Below are 25,745 nucleotides of genomic sequence, written 5' to 3'. Positions count from 1 at the left end.
GGCCAGATCCATCCGGCTGACAGATTCGAAATCTCTCATGGCCGGCCGACCGGAAACCGAATCATCCTATGACAATCGCACTGCTACCTCTTGCCTACGGATACTTGCGCGACGATTTGCTCTGTGACCGCGACTCGCATTCGAGCGAGGACAGACTGCGGGACACTGCCAGGTCACTCGGCTACGAACTCGGCACCGTGTTCCGCGAGCCCCCACCGCAGAACGGGACATTGCCCCCGGCGTTCGTCGATCTCGTCCATGAATGCCGGCGAGCCGCGGCCCACGCCGTGATAACGCTGCGTGGACACATGTCGGATATGTCGGTGTGCCGGATGGTCCTGCTGGCGGTCCTCGACGTGCGAGCAGGTGCCGTAGTGCACGAAGTCTAGTTATCGGCAGCAGCCGCGTGGCCCGCGTCCGGTCACCGACCGTGGTCGACGGCAGCGCTGGCTACAACCTGCCGTCACAGGAACGCCGGGGCTTACTCAGTCCGCGGAGACCTCGCTACGGTCGCCGCTCCAGAGCGTGTGGAACTTGCCTTCGGCGTCGATGCGCTCGTAGGTGTGCGCTCCGAAGAAGTCGCGCTGCGCCTGGGTGAGCGCGGCGGGCAGGCGCTCGGCACGCAGGGCGTCGTAGTAGGACAGCGACGACGCGAACGCCGGTACCGGGATGCCCAGCAGGGTCGCGGTGGACACGACGCGCCGCCAGCTGTCGATCGCGGTCTCGATCGCCTCGCGGAAGTAGGGCGCGAGGATCAGGCTCGGCAGTTCCGGGTTCTCGTCGTAGGCTTCCTTGATCCGGTTCAGGAACCGTGCCCGGATGATGCAGCCGCCGCGCCAGATCGTCGCGAGGTCGCCGGGGCGCAGGTTCCAGTCGTATTCGGTGCTCCCCGCGGCGATCTGGTCGAAGCCCTGGGCGTATGCGACGACCTTCGACGCGTACAGCGCCTGCCGGATGTCCTCGGTGAACTGCTCCACGTCGGTGGGCTTGTCCGCCAACCAGCCCGAAGCCAGACCGGTTGCCGCTTTGCGCTGCGCGCGCGAACCCGACAGCGCCCGTGCGAAGACCGCTTCGGCGATGCCCGTCACCGGTACCCCGAGATCGAGGGCGGACTTCACCGTCCAGCGGCCGGTGCCCTTCTGCTCGGCGGCGTCGACGATGACATCGACCAGCGGCCGGCCGGTTTTCGCGTCCACCTGCTCGAGCACCTCGGCCGTGATCTCGACGAGGTAGCTTTCCAGGTCTCCGGAGTTCCACTGGGTGAACACGTCGGCGATCTGCTTCGCGTCGAAGCCGAGCGCGTCACGGAACAGGTGATAGGCCTCGCCGATGAGCTGCATGTCGGCGTACTCGATGCCGTTGTGCACCATCTTGACGAAGTGCCCGGAACCGTCCGGACCGATATGGGTGCAGCACGGCGTTCCGTCGACTTTCGCCGCGATCGATTCCAGCAGCGGACCGAGCGAGTCGTAGGACTCCTTCGGGCCGCCGGGCATGATCGCCGGGCCGTTGAGCGCGCCCTCCTCGCCACCCGAGATGCCGGCGCCGACGAAGTTCAATCCGCGCTCCCGCAGCGCCGCTTCGCGCCGGATGGTGTCGGTGTAGAGCGCGTTGCCGCCGTCGATGATGATGTCACCGGGCTCCATCGCGGCGGCGAGTTCCTCGATGACGGCATCCGTTGCGGCGCCCGCCTTCACCATGATCAGGACCCGGCGCGGCTTCTCCAGCGCGGCCACGAACTCCTCGACGGTTTCGGTGCGCACGAAATCACCGTCGTCGCCGTGCGCCTCGAGCAGTGCGTCGGTCTTGGCGATGCTGCGGTTGTGCAGCGCCACCGTATAGCCGTGCTTGGCGAAGTTGCGGGCGATGTTGCTACCCATGACCGCCAGGCCGGTGACCCCGATCTGTGCACGTGCTGTAGAGGTCGGCATCAATCAGCTCTCTCGTTCGACAGGTGTGGCAGGTCCGCGCGAAGCCGTTCGGCGGGTGCCTCGTGGAGTCCGTTCCACGACGTCTCAGACCTTACCCACCCCGTCGGTTCCAGCATGTGTCGCATAGCGAGCCGTCGTCGGTTTCGTGGTCGGAGGCAACACGCTGACCCGCCCCGGCCACGCAATGCCGCGGCCTCGATATGCTCAGCCGCCTTCGCCCGAGAGGCGGTGGCGGAGGGTGGCCGCCCGGAGCGTGAGGTGGTTGCGCTCGGCGAGGTTTTGCGCCTGTGCGGCGGCCTCCACGTAGAGCCGCGCCGCCATGGCGACGTCGCCGGCCCGCTCGTGGAGGTAGGCGGCCGAAGCGGTGTACCTCGGGAGCGTCGGGTCGAGTTCGGCGAGGGCGGCGAGCCCGGCCTGCGGTCCGTCCGCCTCGCCGACGGCGACGGCGCGATTGAGCCGCACCACCGGGCTGTCGGTGAGACGGACCAGTTCCTCGTACCACTCGACGATCTGTACCCAGTCGGTCTCGTCGGCGGTCTGTGCGTCGGCGTGTAGAGCCGCGATCGCGGCCTGCGCCTGGTACTCCCCGAGCCGGTCGCGGGCCAGCGCGGCCTGGAGCACGGCCACGCCCTCGGCGATCAGGTCGCGTCGCCAGAGGCCGCGGTCCTGCTCGGACAGCGGCACGAGGCTGCCGTCGGCGCGCGTGCGGGCCGGGCGTCTGGCGTGGTGGAGCAGGAAGAGGGCGAGCAGTCCCGCGGCCTCTACGTCGTCGGTGGTCGCGGCCAGCTGCCGGGCCAGGCGGATCGCCTCCGCGGCGAGGTCGACATCGCCGCTGTATCCCTCGTTGAACACGAGGTACAGGACCCGAAGTACGGTGCGCAGGTCTCCGGCGCGATCCAGCCGGACGTCGCTCACGGTGCGTTTGGCCCGGCTGATCCGCTGGGCCATCGTCGCTTCGGGCACGAGGTAGGCCTGCGCGATCTGGCGGGTGGTGAGGCCGCCGACGGCCCGCAGCGTCAGGGCGACGGCCGACCCCGGGCTGAGGCTCGGGTGCGCGCACAGGAAGTAGAGCTGCAGCGTTTCATCCACCGATGTGGTCGGTCCGGGCGGCGGCTCGTCGGAGACCCGGAGCTCGCGGCGGCGCCGCGCGACATCGGATCGGGCGAGATCGACGAAGCACCGCCACGCCGTGGTGATCAGCCAGCCCTTGGGGTCGTCGGGGCGCTGGTTCGGCCACGACTCGACGGCCCGGACCAGTGCCTCCTGGACGGCATCCTCGGCGGTCGCGAAGTCCGCCCCGCGGTGAACGAGGGCCGCCAAGACGCCGGGGATCAAGTCCCGCAGCCGGGCCGCGTCCACCGCGTCGGCAGCCATCACTCGGTGACGGTCGGCGCAGCGGTCAGGAACGGCCGAACCTCGAGCCACTCGTGGATCGGCTTGCCACCCGCGCCGGGCGCCGCGGACAACTCGCCGGCCAGCTCGACGGCGCGCTCGTAGGAGTCGACGTCGATGATCATCCAGCCGGCGATCAGGTCCTTGGTCTCCGCGAACGGGCCGTCGGTCACGGGCGGCTTGCCCTCGCCGTCGTAGCGGACCCAGGCGCCCTCCGGCGCCAGGGCCTGGCCGTCGACGAACTCGCCGCTGCCTTCCAGGCGGGCCGCGAAGTCGTTCATGTACTGCATGTGCGCCTCGATCTCGGCGGGCGTCCAGTGATCCATCGGCACGTCGTTGACTGCCGCCGGGGCGCCTCGGTAGTGCTTGAGGAGCAGGTACTTGGCCATGACATTCTCCCTTCGGGACTTGCGACCCTAGTTGGTCGCTCACCCCTGGGACGGAGCCGGCACGACGTTCTCGACATCCGCCGTAGAACTTTTTTGCACCTTTTCGTCTACCGAAGGTTGTGACTTGCAGTCGAAGGTGGCGGTGTTTTCGCGTTCTCGATGGCACGGATGGCGAGGGCTGTGTCGAGCCTCAGATCACTGATTCACCGCGGGGCACCGTGTGCAGTGTCTGCTGAACGCTTCGACATGGCTCGTCGGTTGTCCGCTCAGGGTCATCGAGTGCGTCACCGACAGAGCGCGCCCGCACGGCGATACTTATTCGATGGTCGATGTTTTCCAGACGATCGCCGCACGGATATTGAAAGGCGCTGCAGTCGACCGTGCCCTCGTCGCCGTTGATGGCGTCGATGGCAGCGGGAAGACCACATTCACCACCGAACTCGTGAGGCGGCTTCACACTCGGACCGTCATCGTGCTGCACGCCGATGATTTCCTGAACCCGTCCGCGGTCCGGCATGCGCGGGGCCGACGATCACCACAGGGCTTCTGGCTCGATTCCTACAACTACCGCGCACTGCGCCGTGACGCACTCGATCCGCTACGGCCCGGCGGTGATGGCTGGTATCGCACCGCTTCCTACGATCCCGGCACCGACACCATCGTCCGTCCGACTGCTTGTCTCGCACCGCGCAACGCCGTGGTCGTGGTCGAGGGTCTGTTCCTCCATCGAGACGAACTCGTCGACATCTGGGATATGTCAATCTTTCTGGACGTGCCGTTCGAGGTGACGGCGCGGCGGATGGCCGAACGCGATGGCCTCACCGAGACCCCCGAGCACGAGACGATGCGTCGATACGTCGACGGACAGCGTCTGTACTTCGCGCGGTCGCAGCCATGGGCACGAGCCGACATCGTCATCGACAACACTCGATTCGACCAGCCGCGCATCATCGCCCCGGAATATGCCCACTCCGCACATTGACGAGGCTCGGCACTCGACAACTGTCACCTGTGTTGAGGTTGCCCCGGTTTCCCGGACGGGTTGGGTGTGATGCTCACGCGGCTGCGTGAGCGGGGGTGTGGGCTCGTTCGTACTCTACGGGGCTGAGCATTCCGATCTTGGAGTGTCGTCTTCTGGGGCTGTAGAAGGTTTCGATGTAGTCGAAGATCGCGTTGGCCAGTTCCTGTCGTGTCGTCCACTGCTTGCGGTTGAGCAATTCCAATTGCATTGTGCTGAAGAAACTCTCGACCATACTGTTGTCGAAACCGTCCCCGATCGATCCCATCGACCCGAGTAGCCCGGCGACGCGGATGCGCTGCCCGAACGCCCAGCTGGTGTACTGCTCAGGTTCAACCGGTGGTCTGCGCCGCCAGCGGGCCATGTCCAGGGCGTCGCAGACCAGTTCGGCGCGTAGATGGTCTGCAATCGACCGGCCGACGATGCGCCGGGAGAACGCATCGAGGACGACGGCGCAGTACACCCAGCCTTCGCTGGTGCGGCGCGCAGTCACGTCCATGCACCACAACCGGTCCGGACCATCGGCGCTAAAGCGGCGGTTGACCAGGTCCGGGTGCGGACTGGCCTGCGGATCTCGTGTGGTGCAGCCTCGGCGACGGCGGAAAATTCCGGTCAGCCCAGCGCTGCGCATCAGCCGGGCCACACGTTTGCGACCACTCGGATCCGCTGACCGAGCCGCAGTTCGGCATGCACCCGCGGAGCACCGTAGGTACCACGCGACGCGATGTGGACCTCGGTGATCGTGGCGGTGAGTTCACGATCAGCGCGAGCACGCGCAGACTCGCCCCGCTGCTTCCACTCGTAGTACCCGGAGGTCGACACCCCCAGCACACGGCATGAAACCGTGACCGGGATGCCGGCTTCGGCCAGTTGCGCGACCACCGGGAACACTATTTTGGGAGAACGTTCTCCCGTGCGAAGTAGGCCGCCGCCTTACGCAGCACCTCGTTCTCCAGTTCGAGTTGCCGCAACTCAGCCAGTTCCTTGCGTTCAGCGCTGGTCACGCCCTCCCGGGCGCCCTCATCGATATCGGCACGTCGCAGCCAGTTCCGCAGGCACGATTCCGAGATCCCCAAACCCTTCGCGACCTGACCGACCAGCTTGTCGCTGCTGCGTGCCAACTCGATCGCACGCTGACGGAACTCCGGTGGGTGTGCTGGTGGCATCCAGACTCCTTTCGGAGGCGAGTATCTCGCCTCACCATTGGTGTCCGGAAGACCGGGGCAACCTCAATCGGCTTGTGCTGAGTACTCGGTTGCGGGGCGTGGTGTCGAGCATAATCGAGCGATGTTCGGGAGGGTGAGCGCCCTTGGCGCACAGATACGTACGACAACGACTGCGCTGCCCGCGCGATTGAGCAAAGACTCACGATCGGCGCTGAGCCGCCGGGCGGGCCGAATACGGCTGTTCCCTGCGGTCGCGCTCGCACTGCTTGCTGGACTGGGGGTCGCGTTCGTCGCCTACGGATTCCTACGCTGGATCACCCCCGTCGACACGGCCAAGGCCGCTGCCGAGATCGACGTCACCCGAGTCGCGTTGACTGTCGTCGCCGGAGTCGGCGGTGTCGTCGCGCTGGTGATCGCCTACCGGCGACAACGTGATCTGGAGCAGAGCCGATTCGTCGAACGCTTCGGAGCCGCAGCCGCACAACTCGGCGCGACCGACGTCGCGGTCCGCATCGCCGGGGTATACGCCATGGCCGGCGTCGCCGACGAATCCGACGGACTACGCCGCCAGCAATGCATCGATGTCCTCTGCGGGTACCTCCGATTGCCCTACAGCCCCGACCTTGGTGGCAACCACCAGAGCAAGCTAGTCCTCAAGCACCACCGCGCGACAGCTGATGGCACCCGCGCCGACGACCAGGAGCGCCATCTCGAATACCGGCACAATGACCGAGAAGTCCGAGCGACCATCGTCCGTGTCATCGCTGACCACCTCCGACCAACGGCCGAATACAGCTGGTCGACAAGCGACTTCGACTTCCGCACGGCATACCTCGAGAACGTTGATTTCAGCCGTGCGAAGTTCCTGGGTTCTGCCCGGTTCGGCGAGGCTACGTTCAGCGGCGCCGTCACCTCGTTCGCAGACGCGATCTTCTCCGGCACCGCCTCGTTCGACGGCGCGACCTTCTCCAACACCGCCTCGTTCGACGGCGCGACCTTCTCCGGCAGCGCTTCGTTTGTGTTCGTGGTCTTCTCCGGAACCGCCTTGTTCTACCGCGCGACCTTCTCCAGCGACGTTTCGTTTCTCAACGCGACCTTCTCTACAGGTAACTTCGACGGCGCGATCTTCTCCGGCATCGCCGTGTTCAGCCACGCAACCTTCGCCAGCACCGCCTCGTTCGACGGCGCGACCTTCTCCAATGACGTCTTCTTCACAGACGCAACCTTCGCCAGCAGCGCCTCGTTCGACAGCGCGATCTTCTCCGGCACCACCATGTTCGTACACGTGACCTTCGCCAGCAGCGCCTCGTTCAGCGGCGTGACCTTCTCAGGCAGCGCCTTGTTCGACGTTGCGACCTTCTCCGGCACCACCGTGTTCGTCGACCCAAAGCAGTGGGGGCCTCCAGCGCCGAGGTTCGACTGGGACCAGGACATCAGCCAAAAACCCGCCAATATCGAACCGCAGAACTGGCCGCCCTCGGTCGTGGCAGCCTCGTAGTACCGCAACAGGGAAAGTGTCGAGTCGCTAGTCACACGTCGACCTCGAAACAGCCTGATCGTGTCTCACGACCGGAATGCGAACCCCCGAGAAGATCGAGACAGCGCTGCTGAGGGGTCAGCCGACGCAGAGGCTGTGGTGGTGGCGTCAAAATTGGGTGATACCAACCGCTTCTGCGCGTTGTGGTGTCAAATTCTTACTGCATCAACGGCATCGATGGTCGATGCCGTCAGTGAGGAGCGTGTGCGTGTCCCGTGCGATCGATTCCGCTGTTTTCCCGCATCTGGATGCGGACCTGGCCCGTGTCCGTGACGTGCTCGGGCCGGTGCGGTTTCGGGGCCGCCCCGAGCTGACCGCGCTCACCGACGAGGGCCCGGACACGGCTCGTCGGCTGGTGCGCCCGACGTTGACGCTGCTGTCGTACTACCTGCTCACCGATCCCGCAGCGCCGGCCGATGAGCGGGCGGTGCGCGCGGCTGCCGCGGTGGAGTTGCTGCATCTGGGATCGCTGTATCACGACGACGTCATCGACCACGCCGATCAGCGTCGCGGCCGCCCCAGCACCAACGCGGTGTGGGGTTCGCACATGGCGGTACTGGCGGGGGACTGCGTGACATCCTCGGGCACGCAGATGCTGGTCGAACTCGGTTATCGTGAGGTTTCCGCGGGGGCGATCGCGAGTGCGCAGATGTGCGCGGGCATGGTGCTCGAGGCCGCCGACGAATATGTGGCCTCCCGCAGTGAGCAGTCCTACCTGGACGCGATCGACGGCAAGACAGCGGTGTTGCTGTCGTTTGCGTGCCGGGTGGGCGCTATGCAGGCCGGCTGTTCCGACGAGCACGTAGAGGTGTTGGCCGAGTTCGGTCGATACTTCGGGTTGGCCTACCAGTTGTGGGACGACATCCTCGATGTGACCTCGACCGCCGAGGAAATGGGCAAGCCGGTCAATCAGGATCTGTTCGAGGGCATCTACACCCTGCCCGTGATCCGTGCCGCGGCCCGCGACCGCGATCTTGCTCGCCTGCTCGGTCGGCGAATGACGCGCGAAGACGCTACGCGTGCCCGTGAGCTCGTACTCGCCTCGGGTGCCGTGGGCGAGGCGCAGGCGGTTGCCGACGACTTCGTCGACCAGGCTGCCGATCAGCTTGCCGGTCTGCCCGTCGATCCTCGCGTTCGCCACGCGATGACCGGTTATGCCCGATCGGTACTCGATCGGCGAACTTCCCGCCCGGTCGTTTCCGGGCCCTCGACACAGCCACCGGAGGGCGAGAGCGAGGTGTTCTCGCCGCAGGCCATGTCATGGCTGCGGAACTGGATGGTCGACACCGGCCTCGTCGCCTCCCCGGCCGAGTTCGACCACAACCACCGATGGTCAGGAGTGTTCCGGGGGTCGACGCAGTTCTTGGTTCCGGCGAATGTCTCGGCCCCGGTGGACGCGGCCCGTGAACAGGCCGTCGTCGGCATGGGCACGCTGATGGCCGTGTGGGATGACCTGTTCGAGGATCCGCGGCTGACCGATCCGGAAGCGGTCACCGCGCTGCGGCGTGGGCTGGTGGCTGTGCTGCGCCAGGATCCGCAGACTCCGTCGCGGTCCGCCGCGATCGCGGCGGCGTGGGCGAGTGTGTGGCCGCGTCTGCGCGAGGGCCGCACCCTCGAGTGGCAGCAGCGGTTCCTCGACAACGTCGAGGCGTGGTTCGAAGCCTGCGAACGCGAAGCGCACCATCGCATCAACCGCTACATCCCCACCACGGCCGAATGGCTACCGCTGCGGAACTCGACCGGTGGATTCGACATCGCTGTCGCCGTGGTGGAGGTGTACCAGGACTGGGAGCCGCCGTCGACACTGCGGAACCACCCGGTGATCCGCCGTCTCGAGGACCTCTTCTTCCGAGTGGCCTGGGCGGAGAACGATCTGGTGTCATTGGATCGCGATGAAGCCGACCATGTCCCCTACAACCTGGTCAGGGCGATCTGTCACGAGACCGGATGCACCCGCGGCGAAGCCATCGAGCAGGTCCAGCGTGAGATGACCGAGAAACGCTCCCAGATCGACGCAGTGATCCGCTACCTTCCCGCCCTCATCCGCGTGCTTCCCGGCCTCTCCGGGCGAAGGAAGGAGTACCTGTCGGTCTACGAGAACATGAGGAACGTGGTCTTCACGGCGCGTGACGCCGATCGGTACACGCAGAACTGGAATACCGCAGCGCCGGACTTGGAACGCTTGCGCCGTGAGGTCTACCACTACCCGGCCGCCGACCCGGTTCCTGCCGGACCGTAAACCCCTGCAGACGACCCATTTTCACTGCTCCGCTCTCCTCGGACCTCGTTGGTCCGGACCCGGCGAGCCAGTTTGCGGGCCGGGGTATCTGTTCAGGTGATGTCTCGCCAACGAACGTTGGTGAGACACCCTGTGCCGCTGATCGTTTCCGCAGGCCAGATCTGTAACGCATGCCGTGTACGCGGCAATGTCGACCTGTCGGGGGTTGCCGATACGCTTCCGGCTCATGCGAATCGGCTACGGGCGCGTCTCGACGCGCGATCAGCACCCCGAAGCACAACACGACGCGTTGACCACGGCCGGATGCGAGAAGATCTTTGTCGACAAGGCTTCCGGCAAGCTCGCGACCCGGCCGGAACTGGACAAGGCGCTGCTGTCGGCCAACCGTGCCGGTGATCAGCTGGTGGTCACCAAACTCGACCGGCTCGGTCGCTCCCTCGAACACCTCATCGACCTGTCGAGGACCCTCGAAGGGCGGGGGGTGGATCTGGTGGTGCTCGACCAGAAGATCGACACCTCGACCGCGCTGGGCCGCATGTTCTTCCAGATCCTGGGCTCCATCGCCGAATTCGAGCACGCCCTGATGAGTGAACGCACCCGCGACGGGCTGGCCGCGGCCCGCGCCCGGGGCCGTACCGGCGGCCAGAAACCCAAACTCGGCCCGCGGCAGGTACAGCTGGCCCGGCAGATGTACGACGAACTCGACGAGGCCGGCAAGCGCCGCTACACCGTCGCCCAGATCGCCGCCGAATTCGGTGTCACTCGTCCCACGATCTATCGGCATCTGTCCGCTTCGGGCGCGACAATGTGACACAGCGCACGCGAGTTCGCGTGCGCGTGGAAGTGGGTGAGCTGTGGCGGATAGCGGGCTGACCGGGTTGAGCGAAACCGACCGGCGGCAGGCGATGAGCCGGTTCGCGGTGCTGCGGCCTCACCTCGAAGACGATGTGCCGCTCACCAGCACCGCTGCCTGGCCGGGCTGGCACCGGACCGGCGCCGATCCACCGGCCGGCGCACCGACCCGGAGCTGGTGCGGCTGATCGAGGGCATGGCTTTGCGGCGGCCACGTCCGTCGCTGGCGACGATCACCCGCCGGGCAGCCCGCGTCGCCGCCGAGCGGGGGTGGGTTCCGGTGTCCTACACCACCGTCCGCTCCATTGTCACCGGTCTCGACCCGGCGATGCTCACCCTGGCGCACGACGGTGCCGCGGCTTTCCGTGACACCTACGAGCTGGTGTACCGGCGCCGCGCCGAGCGCCCAAACGCGATGTGGCAGGCCGATCACACCCAGCTCGACATCCTCATCGTCGAGACCGGCAAACACCGGCGCCCCTGGCTGACCGTGGTACTCGACGACTGCTCCCGCGCGGTGCCCGGCTACACCGTGAACCTCGGCGCGCCGTCAGCGATGAACACGTCGCTGGCGTTGCGGCAGGCGATCTGGACCAAGCCCGATCCGGCGTGGCCGATGTGCGGGATCCCCGAGATTCTCTACGTCGACCACGGCAGCGACTTCATCAGCGAGCACCTCGCCCAGGTCGCGGCCGATCTGAAGTTTCAGATCGTGCACTCGACCGTGGCCCGGCCCCAGGGCCGTGGGAAGGTGGAGCGGCTGTTCGGCAGTATCAACACCGAACTGCTCACCGAGCTGCCCGGCCACCTCGTGCGCGGCAAACCCGTCACCGCGCCGACGCTGTCGCTGCGTCAGCTCGACGAGGCGATCGGCCGGTTCCTCACCGGCGTCTACCACCCGCGCACCCACTCCGAGATCGGCGTCTCACCACAGCAGGCCTGGGTCGCGGACGGGTGGCTGCCGCGCATGCCCGAGGATCTGGAACAGCTCGATCTGCTGCTGGTCACCCTCGCCACACCCCGCGTCGTGCACCGCGACGGCATCCATTTTCAGGGCCTGCGCTACCTGCATCCCACCCTGGCCGCCTATGTCCGCGAACCAGTCACCGTCCGCTACGACCCACGCGACATCACCGAGATCCGGGTCTTCCACAAGAACCGGTTTCTGTGCAAGGCCGTCAGCCCCGACCACACCGGCGAGACCATCGGGCTCAAGGAGATCCAGGCCGCCCGCCGAGCCTACCGGCATCGGCTCCGCGCGCAGATCAACGAACGCATCCCCGTGGTGACCGACTACCTCCCCGCACCGGCACCCGCGCCGCCGGAACCGGCCCCGATACTCCCACAGGGGCCGCGGCTGCGCGCCTATCAGGAGGACTGATCATGCCGCCGCCGCGGAACTGGCCGTTCATCGCCACCAAGGAACACCGCCGGTTCGTCGAGTTCGCCGACACCGTCAGACGCGACCGGACCATCGGAATCTGCTACGGCGCAGCCGGAATCGGGAAAACCCTGTCCGCCTCCCGATACGCCCGCTGGGACAAAGCAGGACACCTGCTGCGCACCTGGGGTCCCCGCGAGGACTCCGACAAAGACATCTACGCCGCGCTGACCCGCTCGCGCACCGTGTTCTACACCCCCACCGTCGCCGCGACCCTGCGGGAACTGCGCGACGATCTCAAACTGCTCTACAACCGGGTCAACATCTGCATCGACCAGCACATCAACGTCGGTGTCCGTGAGCACCGGACGGCCGACTACATCGAACTGCTCGTCATCGACGAATCCGAACGCCTGACCGCCACCGCCATCGAGCACCTACGCGACCAGTACGACCGCGGCGACCACGGCCTGCTGTTCATCGGGATGCCCGGCATCGAGAAAACCTTCTCCCGCTACCCGCAGCTCTACAGCCGCGTCGGCTTCGCCCACCGCTACCGGCCCCTGACCGGCGAAGAACTCACCTTCGTCCTGACCCGGCACTGGCACAAACTCGGCCTCGACCTGGACCCCGACGACTTCACCGACGCCCAAGCCGTCGCCGCCGTCGCCCGCATCACCGGCGGCAACTTCCGCCTCTTGCAACGCCTGTTCGCCCAAATCCACCGCATCATGAAAATCAACGAACTCCACACCATCACCGCCGACGTCGTCGAAACCGCCCGCATCACCCTCGTCATCGGCACCACCTGAACGCAGTCACCGATGCGCCACTTGACGGCGCGAAAACACCGCCACTTTCCACCGCGAGTCACAGGCATGGCAACGCCGACACGCGATCTCGACATCCCCTCACCGCTCACCCTCGACGGGGACGCCCTCGACCCGATCGGCGGAGGCGGCGCGCTCATCGGCTACGGCCGAGTCTCCACCAAGGACCAGAACCTCGACCGCCAGATCCACGCGCTCACCGCGGCGGGATGCCAGAAGATCTACACCGACAAGAAATCGGGCAAGGACGCCGAACGCGCGGAACTGCGGAAGTGCCTGGAGTACATGCGCCCCGGCGACACCCTCGTCGTGCCGTCGCTGGACCGGCTCGGCCGATCCCTGCAAGACCTGATTTCGATCGTCGCCGGACTGCGCAAGCGCGGCATCGGGTTCCGGTCGCTGCACGAAGCTTTGGACACGACCACTCCCGGTGGCCGCCTGGTGTTCCACGTCTTCGCCGCCCTGGCGGATTTCATCCGCGAGCTGATCGTCCAAGGCACCCACGAAGGCCTGGACGCCGCCCGCGACCGCGGGCAACGCCTCGGCCGGCCACCAGCCATGACCGTCGAGCAGATCCGCCAGGCCCGCGCCATCCTCACGCGACCGGAAGAGACTGTCTCCTCGGTCGCCCGGCTGCTGGGCGTCTCACGCAGCACGATCTACAAGTACGTGCCCGAACTCGGCAAGCAGCTGGCGGCCGGTGAGGACCGCCCGATGCCGGATGTCGCCGAGTCCCAGCTGGCCTCGCGACGCGACGCGACGGCGTAGGTGCTGGTGGGCGCCCCTCCCGGTTCACTCGAAAGAGGTGAATCGGTCGCGCCCGGATGTTCCTACGGTCGACGGTGCGGCCCGCGGCTGCTCGGCCACGAGCTGCATCAGTAGACAGGGGCTTCGCCGGATCCGCGGCGGAGTCGATCCGCATGGCGCACTCGCTCATCGCAGGGCACATCCGGCCAAGGAGGGCTCGACTATGACAACGTATGCACCGGTCACCATCCAGCAGGCACAGTTCCCGATCGTCGAATCGTTCACCCACGACACCGTGACCAACCCGCACTGGCAACTGCTGGGCAGCGCACGGCTGCACGACGGCAGCCTGGAACTCACCCCCAACGCCAACTCCCAGGCCGGGACGGCGTTCCTCGATCAGGCGTTCTCCTCCACCCTCGGAGTCACCATCGACTTCGACTACTCCTGCGAGGGAGCAGCCAACCTCGGCGACGGCTTCAGCGTCTATCTGATCGACGGCGCGCACACCACCCAGCCCGGCGGTCTCGGCGCCGCCCTCGGCTACTCCGTCACCAAGTCCGATTCCGGGCAGATCGTCGCGCCGGGAGTCACCGCCGGATTCGTCGGCGTCGGCTTCGACAACTACGGCAACTTCGCCACACCATTGGCCGGTACCGGAGGCGGCGCGCAACGGCCCAAGACCTTGGGGGTGCGCGGAGCAGGCAGTCTGCGGGAGGGGTTCGGCTGGCTCACCGGCGTTGCGGTGCCGGGCGGATTCCGCGCGGATTGGGAGCGCGGCGCCCACATCCAGGTCTCCGTCATCGGCGGGCGGCTGACCGTTCGCCACGCCGACAAAACCAACCCCAACGGCACCCTGCTGATCGACAACTTCGATCTCGCCGGAGCCGACGGTCAACCGCGTGTGCCCGAGACCTTCAAACTGGGCTTCGCCGCCGGAACCGGCGCCGCGACCGCCCACCACCGGATCAAGAACCTGAAGGTGACCCTGCCCGCGGAAATGCCCCTGGTAATCAGCGGCCCGCAGACCGCGCAATCGGGACACCGGATCACCTACACCATCGGCGTGCAGAACCTCGGCCCCAACGACGCACCCGACGCCGTGCTCGACGCCACGGTCCCGACAGAGCTGACCGATCTGGAACTGAGCTGCCAGACCGAGAACGGAGCCGTCTGCGGCGCCGGTTCTGTCCGCGACGGCCTGCACATGCCGATCGACCTGCCCAAGGGCAGCAAAGCGACCATCACCCTGACCGGCACCATCGACCCCCAATTCGAGGGCCGACTCACCTGCACCAGCCTCATCACCTCACCCTCACGCGCCAACACCGCCGAACGGCACTCCGGATCGGTCACCACCGAGGTCGATCGGCCTCCGGTCACCGTCACGCCGGTGATCGTCGGACAGTGGCCCCAGACCTGGCCCGAGGACGCGAAGGGGTGGGTCATCAGCTACGACCTCACTCTGGCCGCCCACGAGCAGCGGGTGGTGTGGTGGGAGATCGGTTTCGACGTCCCGCCACGAACCCGCATCAATCCCCAGCAGACCCAGTGGTACCACGTCATCAAAGACGGCACCGACGGATCGGTCGTCATCGCCACACCAGACGACACCCACACCATCGAACCCGGCACACCCCTGACCGTCGCCGTGCAACTGCTCTACCCATCCCAACAGGAGGCCGGCGACGGCGTCCTGCGCAACCTCCACGCCACCGAGATCACCCGCCCATAACCCGATCCCCGATCCACTCACTCCGAGCCGATCAACCTCATCGAAGTGATCGTCACGCGGCGCGAAGCGCCCTACGTGCTGGATGAGATCCTGGGCAACGCCAAGGATCTGCCGATCACCGAGCATGCGACCGACACCCATGGCGCGACCCTTAGATTCAGACTGTCAACGCAACACACTCGGCTGGGGTTCGGTAGCCGAGACACTTGCGTGGCCGATCGTTGAGCCTGTCGGCGATCGCGTTGAGCTGGTCCTGGCTGTATGGGCCGATGTCGGTGCCTTTCGGTAGGTACTGGCGCAGCAGTTTGTTGGTGTTCTCGTTCGTTCCGCGCTGCCACGGACTGCGTGGAGCAGCGAAATAGACATCGACTCCCGTTGCGGCACTGAGTGTTTGGTGATTGGCCAGCTCCATCCCACGGTCCCAGGTCAAGGTGCGGCGCAGCATGGCCGGCATCGTCGCGTAGCGATCGATCAGGGCTTCGACGACGGTTTCGGTGCGGCGGTCGGCGAGCTTGACCACGGTCAGATACCGGGTCTTGCGGTCGACGAGCGTGGCGACCTGGCTGGTTGTGGGCCCGACGACCATGTCGCCCTCGAGATGCCCGGTCACGCTGCGATCCTCGGCGTCGGCGGGGCGGTCGCTGATCGGTCGGGCACCGATGATTTGCGAGCGCCATTGTCCTTTCACGCTGTGCCGCTTGTTCTTTCGGATCGGGCGGCCTGTCCGCAGTTTCTTGCTCATCGGCTTGGGAATCAGCTTCCAGCGGCTGGTGTAGATCGCCCGGTAGATCGTCTCGTGGCTGACGGTCATCTCCGGGTCGTCGGGGTGGTCCAGACGCAGCCGCCCGACGATCTGTTCGGGTGACCACTCCTGATCGAGTAACTCGATCACCAGCCGTCGGAGCCGGTCGTTTTGCGCCAGCAGGCTGGGCTTCGGGCGCTGCCGCTGGTCCTCGGCGCGCTCCTGAGCTGCGACAGCGCGATAAGCATCACGGCCACCGTTGCGGGCGACCTCTCGGCTCACCGTTGAAGGCGCGCGATCGAGCGTTTCGGCGATCGCGCGAAACGACAAACCGGCACTCAGGCCACGGGAGATGACCTCCCGATCCTCGACGGTGAGATGTCCAGTGCGAGCAGCCCGGACTGCTGGTGCAATTCCACCGTGGTGTTTCAGCACGGTGAATACCGATCCCGGTGGCTTGCCCAGCGCCCGGGAGATGACGCTGATGGATTCTCCGCCACGCCACCTTCGCCACAACTCGGCCTTCGTCGCATCCGACATACCCGGCCGCCCAACCCTTGCCACGAACCACTTGCCCTTCACCTGCACCGTTGCACTGACCCCTTGAATCTAAGTCGATTTTCTTCGCGCGGGAGCTCGACCCGCGACACCGTTGATCTGCCAGTTCATCGATTCCGAACGTGCAAAGGGGCACCGGGTCGAGTCGATCTGTGCCGTCCTGTCCGAGCAGGGCGTGCAGATCGCCGGGCGCACGTACCGGAACTGGCGCACCGCGCCGCCGTCGGACCGTGCGGTCACCGACGCGTATCTCACCGATGCGCTCAAGGCCACCGAGGGCACGCCGGAGGGCTTGTACGGGCGCCGCAAGATGACGCGCCATCTGCAACGTGAGGGGCATCGGGTGTCGATCAAGACCGTCGACCGGCTCATGCGCGACGATGGCCGCAACGGTGTGGTCCGCGGCGGTAAGCATCGCACCACGATCGCGGGCACGGGCCGCAATCATCGCCGCGCTCCGGACCTGCTCGACCGCGACTTCACTGCCACACAGCCAAATCGCAAGTGGGTCACCGACTTTACATATGTGCCCACCTGGACGGGATTCGTATACGTGGCGTTCGTGATCGACTGCTTCTCCCGGTTCATCGTGGGCTGGCATGCGGCGACGGTAAAGGACACCGCGCTGGTCACCACGGCGCTGCGGATGGCGCTGTGGCGGCGTGACCACGACGAGCGTCCCGTGGACGATGAGCTGATCCATCACAGCGACCGCGGCACCCAGGGCAGTATACTTCGATCGCGTTCGCTGAAACCCTTGCAGCAGAAGAGATTGCAGCATCGATCGGCAGCATCGGCGACGCGTTCGACAACGCCCTCGCGGAATCGACGATCGGGCTATTCAAAACCGAGGCCGTCGCAGCGGGCAGCCCGTTTCTCACCGGGCCGCTGCGCACTGCCGACGATGTCGAGTACGCCACGATGGAATGGGTCGACTGGTACAACAACCGGCGGCTGCACAGCCTGCTCGGGCATGTCCCGCCCGAGGAGTACGAGGCCGCCTACTACGCTCAACAACGGCCAACCCGGCCGGCGATTACTCAACCATGAAGCCGGCAAGAAAAGCGGGTCGGTTCACCCGCAGTACCCTCGTCATCGGTGCCACGTGACAACGTGAAATACCGCCACTTATGGCCAGACGCCTCGCGCCTCAGTGCTGGACCAAACCACCGACTGGTACGGCCGCGACATGACCGGTTACCGGAAGCGTCCGAGCCAGAGCGAGCCCGATGTCCACGAGCGAGGACCGGCGCAGGCGGCCGACGTTGGAGATCGGGGTCCAGGTCGGCTCGGTGGTCGCACCGTTGGGTTCAGGGCGGAGTTGGCCGCCGGTGATACGGACTCGGTAGAAAATCCCGACATTCTGGTGCTCGGCCCCCGCGTACGAGGCCGCAGCGGAGATCACCCTCGAGTCCACGCCGAGCAGGCGTTCGACGATTCCTTGGTAGCCGGTTTCTTCAGCGAGTTCCCGGGTCACTGCGTCGAACGGGCCCTCCGCGTGCTCGACCTTGCCACCCGGAAAGAGTCCAGTTGGTCTCACCGCTGGCCGGTATATGCCGGGCGAGCAGCACCTGCCCCTCCTCGATGCATACGGCGTAGGCCGCCAACCTGAAACTCATACCCATAACCTCCACGACCCCACGGCGCTGCCGAAGACTACCGTGCCACAGCCTCATCGACGAGCCACATTTGCGTCACCTGACCATGCGAAGAAGCCGCCACATATCCCTGCAAGTCACAACCGAAGGTAGCCGCACAACCGTACCCGGCGATGGTGCCGCCGCGGAACGGTGACGGGCGTTGCGGAGTGGGTGTTGTCAGGATTGCGGATCTGTGGCGTTGATGAACGAGATGATGTCCTGGGTGAATCGCTTCTGTTTGACGACGCCCAGGTGGCTGATTCCGGGATAGATGGTCAACTGCGCGTTCGGGATTCCGTCTGCGGTTCGGCGGAACGTCTCGACGGGATAGAAGGCGTCGCGGTCGCCGCCGACCACCAACGTGGGCACGGTGATCTCGCCGAGCCGGGCGCCGATATCGAACGAGTCTTCAGCGTGCAGGAATGCCACGGTGTCGGTCGGATTCTCGGGCCGGACCACTGGGTCCACCAACCACAGGGCCGCGCCCATCAGGCGGGCCAGAGTGCGGGACCGGACCATGACCGGTGCGGTGTGGTGCAGCCCGCGGCGTCCGGCCGCGACGGCATTCGCGTAGCTCATCTGGGCTCGTCTGGCGGCCGGGGGAAGGGTGTCGCCCGAGGCGGCGATGACCAGCTTCCGCACCACGTCCGGGTGATCGGCGGCGAGCTGCAAGGCCACCGAGCCGCCGGAAGAGACTCCGAGCACGTCGACTGCGGAACCGAACTCGGCTCGGATCGCCTCGGCGTGCTGGGCGGCGATCTCGGCCATGGTGGTTCCAACCGCCATGCCCGGCGCGCGACCCACCGCGTAGACGCGGAAGTGGCGGGCGAGCGGTGCCAGGGTCTTGATCTCCGACGTGCGCATCCAGCCGGTCGGATTGGCGTGATCGGGCGTGAACCATCGCAACAACAGCAGCGGCCGGCCGGACCCGATCGCGAGGTATGGGAGCCCATGCGCCAAGGCGCCCTCCGACACGTCGAATTCTGCTGCCCGGCTGGTTGTGCTGATCATGTCCTCCAGCGTGTCGGTAACGGCGACAATAGTCCAAGACCTGCTGCTTCTCGGTGCCAGAAGCGGCAGTGATCACGGTTGACCAACGTACACCCGTCGAGACCGGTGACCCCGAGATTTGCCAGATCGACCGGGACGCCGAACTCCCTGCGGGCGCTGTTCAGCGGAGATGCGAGAGTATCGCGCGGACGACGTCGATCCCGATTGCGCAGGTGTCGAGCGTGGTGCCGCCGTGTACACCGGCCGGGACGGTGATCTCGACGGAAAACGATCCTCCCGAGTCGACGGCTACCTCGGTCTTGCAGCCGCCGTTCCTGCCGTCGGAGCGGGACTCCGGGACCCGCACTGCTCGCCGCCCGTCGACGGTGATCTGCGTCGCGCCTGGCTCTCGGTGGCACAAATGACGTCCGGTCGGATGATGGATGCGGATGGAATCCGATGCCGAAATCCTTTGTCATCCAGAAGCATCCGTTCGGAATTCCCGGTATTTCGTAACCGGCGACGGTGACCTGGAATCGCTCGGTGTCCTTGGCATCCAGGGCAGAACACGGTCGAGTCGCGAGTTCGGCGAAGGTCTGCGCTGCCGCGGTCGGCGTCGTCGGCTGCGCAGCGCTGGTCGACGACGCCTTCGAACCGGAGCTGTCGTTCGTCTCGCAGCCCGCGACAGCACCCACGACGGCGAGCACCCCGGCCACTCCGAGTGACAGTCGCCTGACCGGGCGGCGAGAGCGCAAACCGTTCCGCATTCGTCGGTTCCTCCGAATCGATCCACTGGGTCCTGGGTGATCATTACCGGAACCCAGTGCGTAAGTACCCACTACACGTAGCGAATCGACCAACTCTTCATGACTCGGCGGCAACATAATGGCTGCGGTGCGGGGCAACCGAGGTTGGCTCGCCGCGCGGCAACGGCCGACGTCGTTGCCGCACGTTCGATACGCGACACTGTGCGCGATGAGTACGAAGCGGAACGGCAGACAGCCACAGTCGAGACCGTCGAACCGGCGGGCGATGATCCTGAACGCCGCGGTCGACGCCTTCGCGCACAGCGGCTATCACGGGACGTCGATGGCCGACATCGCGGCGAAGGTCGGCATCTCCGCGACGGCGCTGTACCGGCATTTCCGCAACAAGCAGCAGCTGCTGGGACAATGCCTGCTGGTGGGGCTCGACGACACCCTGAACCGGCTGGATGCCGCGTACCGCGCCGACAAGTCCGGTGCCGCGGTACTGGCCGAACTGGTGCGGGTGGCGCTCGAGCTGCGCGGACTGCCGAGGCTGTGGCAGCTGGAGTTTCGCAATCTGACCTCCGCCGACAAGTCCGCTGTGCTGGTCCGTGCCTCGCGGATCACCCGATACCTCCGGCAGACGATCCGCGCGCGCCGTCCGGAGCTGAGCACCGCCGACGTCGAGCTGCTGAGCTGGTGCGTGCTGTCGGTCGCGGTGAGTCCGTCGTATCACCGCGCCGAGTTGCCCGCGCCCGCCGCCGCGGAGGTGCTCGACGCCGCCATCGCGGCCGTGATCTCCACCCCATTGCCCGAGTATCCGGATGGTCGGGCGCCGACCCGACCGGCGCGTTCGGACACCGGCAACACGGAACTCGACCGGGCGCTGCGATCGGAGCGAATGCTCGCCGAGGCGGCTCGGCTGTTCAGCACCCGCGGCTATGCCGCCGTCGGCATCGAGGACATCGGCGCGGCGGTGGGTGTCACCGGGCCCGCGTTGTACCACCACTTTTCCAGCAAAGCCGAGCTCCTGGACCAGATCGTCCAGCGGCAGGATGAATGGCTTCGCCTGCTGCTGGCCCGGGCGATCGCCGAGGGCGGAAGCGCCGAGGGGTCCATGCGATCACTCATGCGCAGTTTCGCCCAGTTGGGCGCCGACGAGCCCGATCTGCTGGCCATCACGGTCAGCGAGACCAGGCATCTTCCCGTCGACGCGGTGCAGCGCTACCGCCGGGTGCGCCTGGACTGCATCGTCCAGTGGGGCCGCATGTTGCAGACCGTCCGGCCCGAGTTGGCGCCTCCGGCCGCGCGGGTGCTGATTCGCGCCGTGGTCACCGTGGTCATCGATGCTGTCCGCAATCCACGCTTCCGGCGGCGGGCCGATCTCGTCGACGTTCTGGTGGCGATCGGCGAGGGGATCGAATCGGCGCCGGTCCGCGGCCGAGTTACCGGGTAGTGATGCGCGCCACTTAGTAACGGTTAACTTATCTCCGCCCAATCGTGCGCTAGCAGCGGATTAAATGCAATCGGCCGTTCGACCATTGACTTAGTGGTCATTAACATGAGATTGCGTTCGAGTCATCCGTGCCGCACAGTGTGCCGTGGGTGATCACCTGTGCGTGCGCCCTACCGCATCCCTCGCCGATATAGCGGCTGGTTTCTCGAAAGGCATTTGGCCCGTGAGCCATTACAAGAGCAACGTGCGCGATCTCGAGTTCAACCTGTTCGAGGTATACGGACTCGACGCCATCCTGCAATCAGGAGCATTCGGTGACCTGGACGGCGACACCGTGCGATCGATGCTGAGCGAGGCGGCGCGCCTGGCCGAAGGACCGGTTGCCGAACCGTACGCCGAAACCGATCGCAACCCCCCGGTTTTCGATCCCGCCACCCACTCGGTGAGCCTGCCGGAATCGTTCAAGAAGGCGGTGCGCGCTTGGTACGACGCCGACTGGTGGCGCGTCGGCAAGGCCGAGGCGATCGGCGGCGTACCAGCCCCCGCGATGGTCAGCTGGGCGATCACCGAGTTCGTCCTCGGCGCGCAGCCGGCGGCCTACATGTACCTGACCGGTCCGACAATGGCCCACATCATGCACGGCCTCGGCACCGAACAGCAGCAGCGCTGGGCCGAATTCATGGCCGAGCAGGGCTGGGGCGCCACCATGGTGCTCACCGAGCCCGACGCCGGTTCCGACGTGGGCGCAGGCCGCACCAAGGCGATCGAGCAGGAAGACGGCTCCTGGCACATCGAGGGCGTGAAGCGCTTCATCACCTCCGCCGACGCCGACGACCTGTTCCCGAACATCATGCACTTGGTGCTGGCCCGCCCCGAGGGGGCGGGACCGGGCACCAAGGGCCTGTCGCTGTTCTTCGTGCCGAAGTTCCACTTCGACCACCAGACCGGTGAGCTCGGTGAGCGCAACGGCGCTTTCGTCACCAACGTCGAGCACAAGATGGGCCTCAAAGCCTCGGCCACCTGCGAGGTCACCTTCGGCGGCCACGGCACGCCGGCCAAGGGCTGGCTGGTCGGCGAGGTGCACAACGGCATCGCGCAGATGTTCCACGTGATCGAGGAAGCCCGCATGATGGTGGGCACCAAAGCCATCGCCACCCTGTCCACCGGCTACCTGAACGCGCTCGAATACGCCAAGGCCCGCGTGCAGGGCGCCGACCTGACCCGGATGACCGACAAGGCCGCGCCTCGCGTGGCCATCACCCACCACCCCGACGTGCGCCGGTCGCTGATGATGCAGAAGGCGTACGCCGAGGGCCTGCGCGCGATCTACCTCTACACCGCCGGACACCAGAACGACGTGGTGGCCCAGCACATCTCGGGCGCCGACGCCGACCTGGCCGCCCGCGTCAACGACCTGCTGCTGCCGATCGTCAAGGGTGTCGGTTCCGAGCGGGCCTACCAGTACCTGACCGAGTCGTTGCAGACCCTGGGTGGTTCCGGCTTCCTGCAGGACTACCCGATCGAGCAGTACATCCGGGACGCGAAGATCGACTCGCTGTACGAGGGCACCACCGCCATCCAGGCGCAGGACTTCTTCTTCCGCAAGATCGCCCGCGACCGCGGCGACGCGCTGGCCCACGTGGCCGGAAAGATCCGCGAGACGGCGGACTCCCCCACCGGCAACGGCCGCCTGAAGGCCGAGAAGGTGCTGCTGGCCACCGCGCTCGAAGACGTCCAGGACATGGCGGGTCGGTTCACCCAGCACCTGCTCGCCGCGCAGGAACAACCCGCCGAACTGTACAAGATCGGGCTCAACTCGGTGCGGTTCCTGCTCGCCGTCGGCGACCTGCTGGTCGCGTGGCGACTGATCGTCGCCGCCGAGATCTCCCTCGCCGCACTCGATGCCGGCCTCGATGAGCAGGACCGGGCGTTCTACCAAGGCAAGGTCGCGGTCGCGTCCTTCTTCGCCAAGACCGTCCTGCCGCACCTCAGCGCCGAATGGTCGGTCATCTCCGATGTCGACACCAGTGTGATGGAACTCGACGAAGCCGCGTTCTGACACACCGGGGTGCGCCTATCGCCGGAGCATCCGTCTCGGTAATAGAACCACCAGCACAGCAGTGGTGTTGTCCTGTCCGGCAACGCCACTGCTGTGGCCTTGGTCCGAGCTGAGGTCGGAGTGCGCTGAACAAGTCAGCCATCGGCGATCCCCTTGCGTTTCCGGCCGCGACCGCTACCCCTCGTCGACTGGAAGCTCGCGCATCAACACATCGAACTGTGGGGCGTCGGGCCAGGATGGGCGCAGTACACTGACCCGGTACCAGCCCCATCTTCGATAGTTGTCGTATGCGCCCTGATTGTCGGGGCGGACGAGCAGTGTCGCGCGTTGCTCTGGGCGGGCAGCGAGCAGTTCATCGTGCAGGGCGCGCGCGATGCCCCTGCCGGTGAATGGCTTGCGGACCATGATTTCGCTCAATGCGAATGTGCGGGAACCGTTCTCGGCGGTGAACTCCGTCTGGTCGCCTTCATCGAGTTGCAGCCCGGACCACCACCCAGTCTTGGCGGTAAGCGGCCAGCCCCACGCCTGGCCGCAGGGTTCACCGTCGATGCGGGCAATCACCAACTCGAACGCGCCGGCGCGGGCGGGATCGGTGTATGCGTCGAACCGGTGCATGAAAGCCTCAGGGGATTCGAACTCTTCGCCGGATTCGATCGCGTCGACGTAGGAGTCCCGGAAGATGCGTTCGACTTCCTCGCGGAGTTGGCGCGCCTGCGCGGCGGTGTAGTGCTGGAAGTCGATACCCTCAATCTGCGCGGACTGGTAGGAGCTCATGCGGTGACCACCTTTCCTGCCAGTTCATCGAATCGGTTGGTGAACTCCTCGGATCGGCCTTCGGAGGCGGCACGGACCGATTCAAGGCTCCGCAGGGTGCGAGTGGAGGACACGGAACCTTCCAGGTCTACGAGGACCGATATTCCTTGTTCGATAGCAGTACCGATGTCGCCGATCTCGGCCAGCGCTGTCGCCCAGCCCGCAGCAAAGTCGAATTCTCGCCATGCTGTCGCAATCGCTTTACCGAACGCTGTCCGGTCGCCGAGAACTCCGTGGGCTTGTGCCTCGCGAGTGGCGATGAGGGCGTGGATACGACCAGGAGCGTGGCCACGCGTGAGTTCTCGGGCGCGGCTGGCGAGACTGAGCGCGCGATGCGGGTTTGCCTCCCCCGTGTGTTGACGGGAGACCGCGAGCAATGCGGTATTCATGCACACATGGGCGGTCAGCGGATCGTCGCCCGCCTGGTTCGCTAAGCTGAACGCGTCTGCGTAGCATCGGCGAGCGAGCGGGTACAGCTCAGAGTCGTAGGCCATCCACCCGGCGATGGTCGCGAGTTCTCCCGTGGCACTCATGAATGCGCGTCCCGTCTGCTTGGAGAACGCGCACGCGTCGAGCATGTGCTTCGCGGTTTCGAGCGCTTGCACGGCGGTTTCCACGAGCGCCACGCCGCCGATGTCCTGTTCCTGGCGTCCGAGGTAAGCGGCGAAATCACTGAGCCGCCGCGCGTCGGCGATACCGATGCGGATTGGGGCATCGGCGTCACGGCTCGCCGCCATGAACACAGCGCCCAATAGCATTCCGAATTCGCGTCGCTTCACATCAACCTCGATTTCCAGCGCGCTGCTTTGCTCACCCATGATCAGGTTTTCGTCCGCCGTGTCGGTGGTGAGCTGGCGAGTGAGCGGCGTCGTGGCCGCGCGCACGTCCTCGGCGCGGAAGCGGGCGCGCTGCTGGTCGGTGAGCCGGGCGAGTTCGGTATCCAGCGACTCCGCAGACTCACCACGTACCGGCCGTTCTTTGGTGGCGCGCTCCCACTTGCGGATCGTCTCCACCTTGAAGCCGATCTTTTCGGCGAACTGCTCTTGGGTCAGCCGTAGAGCTGCCAAGCGAAGTGCTTTGACCTCTACCTTTGTCCATTTGCTGACGATCATGCTCACCCCTGTCCGCGCCTGCAATACATGGCGTCGCAAGCGTATTACTTCCGTGGGTGTCTTGTGCCTGGGATTACATGTCGAGCACGGAGAGGCTGGAGGAGCCGCGCCACCGGGTTGATGCTGTGCCTCTCATCGGGTCAGCGGCGCGGGTACCTACATCAACGGAACACAAAGCGCACAGGGGTATCGAGATGCCCGCGGAACTCACAGTCATCGTCGTCATCGGATCAGTAGTCCTGGTCGCTTGGCTGATCACCGGCGCCCTCCATCGGCACGACCCTATCGACATCAGCGGCGACGACGCGGGCATGGAACGCCTAGACGAGTAAGTCCGAAGTCCCGGCGTTGTCCGGACATGGACGGAGGGCGTCGAAGATCATTGTGTGACGAACGACCTGGACGCCCTCCT

General features: G+C 66.1%; 24 protein-coding genes and 2 pseudogenes. 15 read left to right on the top strand and 11 right to left on the bottom strand.

Annotation, left to right across the window (positions count from 1 at the left end; all coding sequences use genetic code 11):
• The first annotated feature begins 68 nt into the window (after positions 1 to 68).
• Positions 69 to 389, top strand: a complete 321-nt coding sequence (locus tag AB0M45_RS24230; protein WP_364333361.1) for a hypothetical protein — start codon at positions 69 to 71, stop codon at positions 387 to 389.
• Between the two features lie 96 nt (positions 390 to 485).
• Here the strand turns inward: AB0M45_RS24230 and gndA are convergent, their stop codons facing one another.
• The 3 genes from gndA to AB0M45_RS24215 form a co-directional block, all read right to left on the bottom strand.
• Positions 486 to 1,931 (bottom strand): NADP-dependent phosphogluconate dehydrogenase, encoded by a 1,446-nt coding sequence (gene gndA, locus AB0M45_RS24225; protein WP_364333358.1) that lies wholly within the window; start codon positions 1,929 to 1,931, stop codon positions 486 to 488.
• Between the two features lie 204 nt (positions 1,932 to 2,135).
• A complete protein-coding gene (locus AB0M45_RS24220) occupies positions 2,136 to 3,305 on the bottom strand; it encodes a DUF6596 domain-containing protein (protein ID WP_364333564.1) in 1,170 nt (389 codons plus the stop codon).
• Positions 3,305 to 3,712: a YciI family protein gene (locus tag AB0M45_RS24215; RefSeq protein WP_364333355.1), complete on the bottom strand. Its 408-nt coding sequence runs from the start codon at positions 3,710 to 3,712 to the stop codon at positions 3,305 to 3,307. Before AB0M45_RS24215 ends, AB0M45_RS24220 begins: the two co-directional genes overlap by 1 nt.
• 322 nt (positions 3,713 to 4,034) lie before the next feature.
• Here AB0M45_RS24215 and AB0M45_RS24210 point away from each other — a divergent pair, with 322 nt between their 5' ends.
• Entirely contained in the window at positions 4,035 to 4,694 is a 660-nt protein-coding gene (locus AB0M45_RS24210; protein ID WP_364333352.1) for a uridine kinase, read from the top strand.
• 73 nt (positions 4,695 to 4,767) lie between these two features.
• Here the strand turns inward: AB0M45_RS24210 and AB0M45_RS24205 are convergent.
• From AB0M45_RS24205 to AB0M45_RS24195, 3 genes and pseudogenes are all read right to left on the bottom strand, one after another.
• Positions 4,768 to 5,403: pseudogene (locus tag AB0M45_RS24205) on the bottom strand (IS3 family transposase); the annotation flags it as partial.
• The gene (locus tag AB0M45_RS24200; RefSeq protein WP_364333561.1) at positions 5,361 to 5,552 is read right to left on the bottom strand and encodes an IS3 family transposase; all 192 of its coding nucleotides are present in this window, start codon (positions 5,550 to 5,552) and stop codon (positions 5,361 to 5,363) included. The pseudogene AB0M45_RS24205 and the gene AB0M45_RS24200, both read right to left, overlap by 43 nt.
• Positions 5,553 to 5,620: 68 nt before the next feature.
• Entirely contained in the window at positions 5,621 to 5,896 is a 276-nt protein-coding gene (locus AB0M45_RS24195; RefSeq protein WP_364333349.1) for a transposase, read from the bottom strand.
• A 121-nt stretch (positions 5,897 to 6,017) separates the two neighbouring features.
• Here AB0M45_RS24195 and AB0M45_RS24190 point away from each other — a divergent pair, with 121 nt between their 5' ends.
• The 8 genes from AB0M45_RS24190 to AB0M45_RS24155 all read left to right on the top strand — a co-directional run bounded on the left by AB0M45_RS24190 (position 6,018) and on the right by AB0M45_RS24155 (position 15,442).
• The gene (locus AB0M45_RS24190) at positions 6,018 to 7,394 is read left to right on the top strand and encodes a pentapeptide repeat-containing protein (protein ID WP_364333346.1); all 1,377 of its coding nucleotides are present in this window, start codon (positions 6,018 to 6,020) and stop codon (positions 7,392 to 7,394) included.
• Between the two features lie 247 nt (positions 7,395 to 7,641).
• The gene (locus AB0M45_RS24185) at positions 7,642 to 9,672 is read left to right on the top strand and encodes a polyprenyl synthetase family protein (RefSeq protein WP_364333343.1); all 2,031 of its coding nucleotides are present in this window, start codon (positions 7,642 to 7,644) and stop codon (positions 9,670 to 9,672) included.
• A gap of 226 nt (positions 9,673 to 9,898) precedes the next feature.
• Positions 9,899 to 10,483 (top strand): recombinase family protein, encoded by a 585-nt coding sequence (locus AB0M45_RS24180; RefSeq protein ID WP_364333340.1) that lies wholly within the window; start codon positions 9,899 to 9,901, stop codon positions 10,481 to 10,483.
• Between the two features lie 219 nt (positions 10,484 to 10,702).
• Entirely contained in the window at positions 10,703 to 11,905 is a 1,203-nt protein-coding gene (locus tag AB0M45_RS24175; protein WP_364333337.1) for a Mu transposase C-terminal domain-containing protein, read from the top strand.
• Positions 11,906 to 11,907: 2 nt separating this feature from the next.
• Positions 11,908 to 12,717, top strand: a complete 810-nt coding sequence (locus AB0M45_RS24170; RefSeq protein ID WP_364333334.1) for an AAA family ATPase — start codon at positions 11,908 to 11,910, stop codon at positions 12,715 to 12,717.
• 66 nt (positions 12,718 to 12,783) lie between these two features.
• Positions 12,784 to 13,503, top strand: coding sequence for a recombinase family protein (locus AB0M45_RS24165; protein ID WP_364333331.1), 720 nt, complete (start codon positions 12,784 to 12,786; stop codon positions 13,501 to 13,503).
• A 202-nt stretch (positions 13,504 to 13,705) separates the two neighbouring features.
• On the top strand, positions 13,706 to 15,217 hold the full coding sequence (locus tag AB0M45_RS24160) for a hypothetical protein (protein WP_364333328.1): 1,512 nt from the start codon (positions 13,706 to 13,708) through the stop codon (positions 15,215 to 15,217).
• 45 nt (positions 15,218 to 15,262) lie between these two features.
• Complete coding sequence (locus AB0M45_RS24155) at positions 15,263 to 15,442, top strand: Tn3 family transposase (protein WP_364333325.1); 180 nt, start codon at positions 15,263 to 15,265, stop codon at positions 15,440 to 15,442.
• On the opposite strand, the gene AB0M45_RS24150 is transcribed toward AB0M45_RS24155, so the two are convergent.
• Positions 15,375 to 16,499 (bottom strand): IS30 family transposase, encoded by a 1,125-nt coding sequence (locus AB0M45_RS24150; protein WP_364333322.1) that lies wholly within the window; start codon positions 16,497 to 16,499, stop codon positions 15,375 to 15,377. The genes AB0M45_RS24155 and AB0M45_RS24150 overlap by 68 nt on opposite strands.
• Positions 16,500 to 16,611: 112 nt before the next feature.
• Here AB0M45_RS24150 and AB0M45_RS24145 point away from each other — a divergent pair.
• Positions 16,612 to 17,232, top strand: a pseudogene (locus AB0M45_RS24145) (IS3 family transposase); the annotation flags it as partial.
• A 23-nt stretch (positions 17,233 to 17,255) separates the two neighbouring features.
• Positions 17,256 to 17,567 carry an integrase core domain-containing protein gene (locus AB0M45_RS24140; RefSeq protein WP_364333558.1) on the top strand — a complete coding sequence of 104 codons (312 nt, stop codon included), beginning with the start codon at positions 17,256 to 17,258 and terminating at the stop codon, positions 17,565 to 17,567.
• Between the two features lie 100 nt (positions 17,568 to 17,667).
• Here the strand turns inward: AB0M45_RS24140 and AB0M45_RS24135 are convergent, their stop codons facing one another.
• The gene (locus AB0M45_RS24135; RefSeq protein ID WP_364333319.1) at positions 17,668 to 18,057 is read right to left on the bottom strand and encodes an NUDIX domain-containing protein; all 390 of its coding nucleotides are present in this window, start codon (positions 18,055 to 18,057) and stop codon (positions 17,668 to 17,670) included.
• Between the two features lie 277 nt (positions 18,058 to 18,334).
• Positions 18,335 to 19,168: an alpha/beta hydrolase gene (locus AB0M45_RS24130; RefSeq protein WP_364333316.1), complete on the bottom strand. Its 834-nt coding sequence runs from the start codon at positions 19,166 to 19,168 to the stop codon at positions 18,335 to 18,337.
• Between the two features lie 954 nt (positions 19,169 to 20,122).
• Here AB0M45_RS24130 and AB0M45_RS24125 point away from each other — a divergent pair.
• Together AB0M45_RS24125 and AB0M45_RS24120 are read left to right on the top strand one after the other, a co-directional pair.
• Positions 20,123 to 21,349, top strand: a complete 1,227-nt coding sequence (locus AB0M45_RS24125) for a helix-turn-helix domain-containing protein (protein ID WP_364333313.1) — start codon at positions 20,123 to 20,125, stop codon at positions 21,347 to 21,349.
• Between the two features lie 223 nt (positions 21,350 to 21,572).
• A complete protein-coding gene (locus AB0M45_RS24120) occupies positions 21,573 to 23,408 on the top strand; it encodes an acyl-CoA dehydrogenase (RefSeq protein ID WP_364333310.1) in 1,836 nt (611 codons plus the stop codon).
• A 174-nt stretch (positions 23,409 to 23,582) separates the two neighbouring features.
• On the opposite strand, the gene AB0M45_RS24115 is transcribed toward AB0M45_RS24120, so the two are convergent.
• Together AB0M45_RS24115 and AB0M45_RS24110 are read right to left on the bottom strand one after the other, a co-directional pair.
• Positions 23,583 to 24,182 (bottom strand): GNAT family N-acetyltransferase, encoded by a 600-nt coding sequence (locus AB0M45_RS24115; protein ID WP_364333307.1) that lies wholly within the window; start codon positions 24,180 to 24,182, stop codon positions 23,583 to 23,585.
• Positions 24,179 to 25,333: a helix-turn-helix transcriptional regulator gene (locus AB0M45_RS24110; protein ID WP_364333304.1), complete on the bottom strand. Its 1,155-nt coding sequence runs from the start codon at positions 25,331 to 25,333 to the stop codon at positions 24,179 to 24,181. The genes AB0M45_RS24115 and AB0M45_RS24110 overlap by 4 nt, the downstream gene beginning before the upstream one ends.
• A gap of 194 nt (positions 25,334 to 25,527) precedes the next feature.
• Between AB0M45_RS24110 and AB0M45_RS24105 the strand changes: the two genes are divergently transcribed.
• Positions 25,528 to 25,665, top strand: coding sequence for a hypothetical protein (locus AB0M45_RS24105; RefSeq protein ID WP_364333301.1), 138 nt, complete (start codon positions 25,528 to 25,530; stop codon positions 25,663 to 25,665).
• The last annotated feature ends 80 nt before the right edge of the window (positions 25,666 to 25,745 follow it).

This window comes from Nocardia sp. NPDC051787 (assembly GCF_040681325.1).
GTDB lineage: Bacteria > Actinomycetota > Actinomycetes > Mycobacteriales > Mycobacteriaceae > Nocardia.
Note: the sequence above shows the minus strand (reverse complement) of the source record. Positions and strands in the feature narration are given on the sequence as shown.